The organism is uncultured Fibrobacter sp., assembly GCF_937877005.1.
In the GTDB taxonomy this organism is placed as follows: Bacteria; Fibrobacterota; Fibrobacteria; order Fibrobacterales; family Fibrobacteraceae; genus Fibrobacter.
In genome coordinates, this window is the sequence record NZ_CALEFV010000026.1 from 1 (window position 1) to 2,883 (window position 2,883).

Here is a 2,883-nt window from a genome sequence, read left to right on the forward strand (position 1 = left end):
GCGGAGAAATACCCTGTAGTTCGTGTACTGCAGGATATCCGGTTCTACGAGTTTCTGCTTTTCTCCATTTTCCATACTCAAAAAAATAGAAGAATTAACCCCTGAAAGCCATATCTAATTTAAGTTTCCCGTTTACCCGAGTAACCATTGTAACTATTAATATACGTCCCGGGCCAGAAGCGAAAATCGCCTGTGGTCAACGAATTTGCCGTTTATGAGCTCGTAATCGCGGTTTATGCCCTCTTCCACAAAGCCGCAGCGCATGGCGACGGCGGCGCTTTTCCCGTTGTGGACGGACACAAGCAGTTCCAGGCGGTTGAGCTTCAACTTTTCGAAGGCGAACTTGGAGATGAGCTTGACCGACTCGGTCATGAGCCCTTGCCCGGTAAAGGGCTTGGTGAGCCAGTAGCTGAGCGTTGCGGAATGGTTTCTTAGGTTGATTTCTGCCATAATGGCGCCGGCAAACAGCCCGTCAGAATTTTCGGGGGTGTTCTTGAAGATGAGCCAGCAACCGCCTTGTCCGAAGCGTTCGTTCAGGATCCAGGAACGGATGCGTTTTTTGATGTCGAAAATATCGGTATCGCGAACCCAGGGGAGGTACTCCGAAAGATGTTCGCGGGATTTTTCGATTGCCTGCATGATCGATTCTGCGGAAATCGGACCCTCGGAATTTTCTCGCAGGCCCTTGAGCGTCACTACGTTATTGGCAAGTGTCGCCGTTTCGAAAGTCGCCGTAAAAAAATCTTCGAAGTTATCCATGAGGGGGAATGTAGTAAATAGTTGGAAGTGGGCAGTAGGAAGTAGGCGGTAGACAGTAGGAAGTGGGCTGTGGGAGAAAATAAAAAACCGTCGGACGAATCCGGCGGTTTTTCAGTGCGGATGAAAGGACTTGAACCTTCATGCCCTTGCAGGCACTAGAACCTGAATCTAGCGTGTCTACCAGTTCCACCACATCCGCGTGGGGTAAGCCAAATTTTGAAAATTTTGCCCTATTTGTCAAGGGTTATTTAGAAAAAATCTCTAAAATCCAGTCTTTGTGCTTGTTTTGCCAGTAGCTCCAGTCGTGCTCGCCCTGCGGGTCGAATTTGAGGTCGCATCCGGTGCCTACGTTTTTGCAGAATTCCTGAATCCAGGGGACGGTCTTGTCGGCGGGGTAGAGCCGGTCGGAGCCGCCCTGAATGAATCTCCAATGCCCTTTTTTGAACGGAGCCTGTGCGGCGACTTGTGCTGCTGGTCCGAGCGATTCTCCGTACGAACTCATGAGAATGCGGTTTTTGATTTTGCGCTTGCCCCACATGGAGTAAGCGATTACGCCAAGTGATCCATCTGAAATTCCGATGAGCGAAATTTCTTCGATGTCTTTCTTTTGGCGCTTGGCAAGGCTGTCCAGGGCATCGTCTAAAGAATTGATAGTGGTGGGCTCGACCCAATGGTTTTGTTTGCAGGCCGATGCGCTGACTACGGTGTAGTTTGGCATCATTTTAGAAAGTGCTCCGCCGGCAACAAGTCCTTTTTGGCAGTTGTTACTTGTCATGCCGCCGTGAAACCAAACTATAGTTCCGACTGTTGGCTTGTTGTCTTTGGCTCGCCAAACTCCCACGGGCATGTTGGGTGATTTGTTCCCGGCCGAAAACATGAACGACGCGTTTTCGAGAGGGTTCCTGTATTTGACAAACAAGGTGTCTAATTGCGGGGTTGCCTGTACAAAGCAGAATGCAACTAACAATAAAATGAGGATGGATTGCTTCGTCACGTTTGTTCCTCGCAATGACGGTTTGCTTGTTGCCAACTAAGCTCTGCCAACTGCTTGCTATTTTCTCTTTTTTACGATCCAAAGGATAAACAGTATAACTGAGACAAGAGCCAAGGCAAGTACAATTGCGCAGCCGATGAAGGCATTGTAGACTTGATAGTCTATGACCAAGGTGTCAAAGTCCATCTCGCCATCGGTGGATGCAAGACTATGGACAATGAAGGTCTTGTTATCGATGCGGCTTGCCGAAATTTCAAGCGGAATGTCGCCTGCGTTTCGACTGGCGAAACTGTACCATTCGGCCATGTTGTTCAGCATGTCTTCCGAGGCATACAGAATAAAATTCGCCTGGTCGTCGCCGTTAATCTGGAAGATAGTTTTGTCGAAAAAGGGAATGTTGCTCCCGCCAAAAATGCTCGGGATAGCGGCATGCGAAACCGTTCCGTAGAACAAGTGCTCTTCTTGCATCAAGCCTTTGAGGGCAGGCATGATGTACGAAAAAAGCCATCCTGCCAAAAAAAACAGCAGCAAGGAAAAATTCAAAAGGGCCGGTTTTCTAGAAGTGTAAAATCGCATGAGTTCCTTATTGCTTGGATCTGAAAATAAAGAAGAAGGTAGAAAGCATCAGCACGAGAGTCAAGAAGTAGAATGCCATGGGAATCTTGGATTTGAGCGACATTTCTTCCATGCTCTGGCTCTGGAAAAACTGAATCAGGTCTTCGCTGTACATGGCGGCGAGTTCGCTGTTGAAGCGGCTCCATGCAAGAGTCTGTTCTTCGTTGTCCTGGAGCAGGGCGAATATGGCATCCTTGGTTGAATCGGGAATGGCGTTCACGACGGAGTCGCCGAGGCCTGCAATTCCGACCAGGTAGCCGGCACGCGCGGAATCAAGCGTCCCGCGCAAGGGTATCTGGACGCTTGCAGGGAGGTTTGCCACTTGCTGGTTGACCGCCTGCAATCTTTCGAGCCACCCATGGCGGCTTGCCGCGTAGCGGCGCATGCTCGAAACCTTGGCCAGGACTTCGCGCTCGAACCGTTCGACGGTCGAATGCGGGGGAGCCTTGACTCCGACCCGGCTGATTTTGTCCATTTCGCGGCTGAACGAAACTGCAATTTCGCGCAGGGTCATG

General features: G+C 50.0%; 4 protein-coding genes and 1 tRNA gene. All 5 read right to left on the minus strand.

Going from position 1 to position 2,883, the window contains the following annotated elements; translation table 11 throughout:
* Window positions 1–156: 156 nt before the first annotated feature.
* Window positions 157–759, minus strand: coding sequence for a GNAT family protein (locus Q0628_RS01480; RefSeq protein ID WP_298767808.1), 603 nt, complete (start codon window positions 757–759; stop codon window positions 157–159).
* 115 nt (window positions 760–874) lie between these two features.
* Window positions 875–958, minus strand: a tRNA-Leu gene (locus tag Q0628_RS01485).
* 45 nt (window positions 959–1,003) lie between these two features.
* Window positions 1,004–1,480, minus strand: coding sequence for a hypothetical protein (locus tag Q0628_RS01490; protein ID WP_298767809.1), 477 nt, complete (start codon window positions 1,478–1,480; stop codon window positions 1,004–1,006).
* A gap of 330 nt (window positions 1,481–1,810) precedes the next feature.
* Window positions 1,811–2,242 (minus strand): hypothetical protein, encoded by a 432-nt coding sequence (locus tag Q0628_RS01495; protein ID WP_170930500.1) that lies wholly within the window; start codon window positions 2,240–2,242, stop codon window positions 1,811–1,813.
* A 94-nt stretch (window positions 2,243–2,336) separates the two neighbouring features.
* Window positions 2,337–2,883 (minus strand): hypothetical protein (locus Q0628_RS01500; protein ID WP_298767810.1); only part of this gene is annotated, 547 nt, incomplete at its 5' end.

Coding starts and splice junctions, on each gene's coding strand:
- Q0628_RS01480 (WP_298767808.1), bottom strand. CDS start 759: ATGGATAACTTCGAAGATTTTTTTACGGCGACTTTCGAAACGGCGACA.
- Q0628_RS01490 (WP_298767809.1), bottom strand. CDS start 1,480: ATGATGCCAAACTACACCGTAGTCAGCGCATCGGCCTGCAAACAAAAC.
- Q0628_RS01495 (WP_170930500.1), bottom strand. CDS start 2,242: ATGCCTGCCCTCAAAGGCTTGATGCAAGAAGAGCACTTGTTCTACGGA.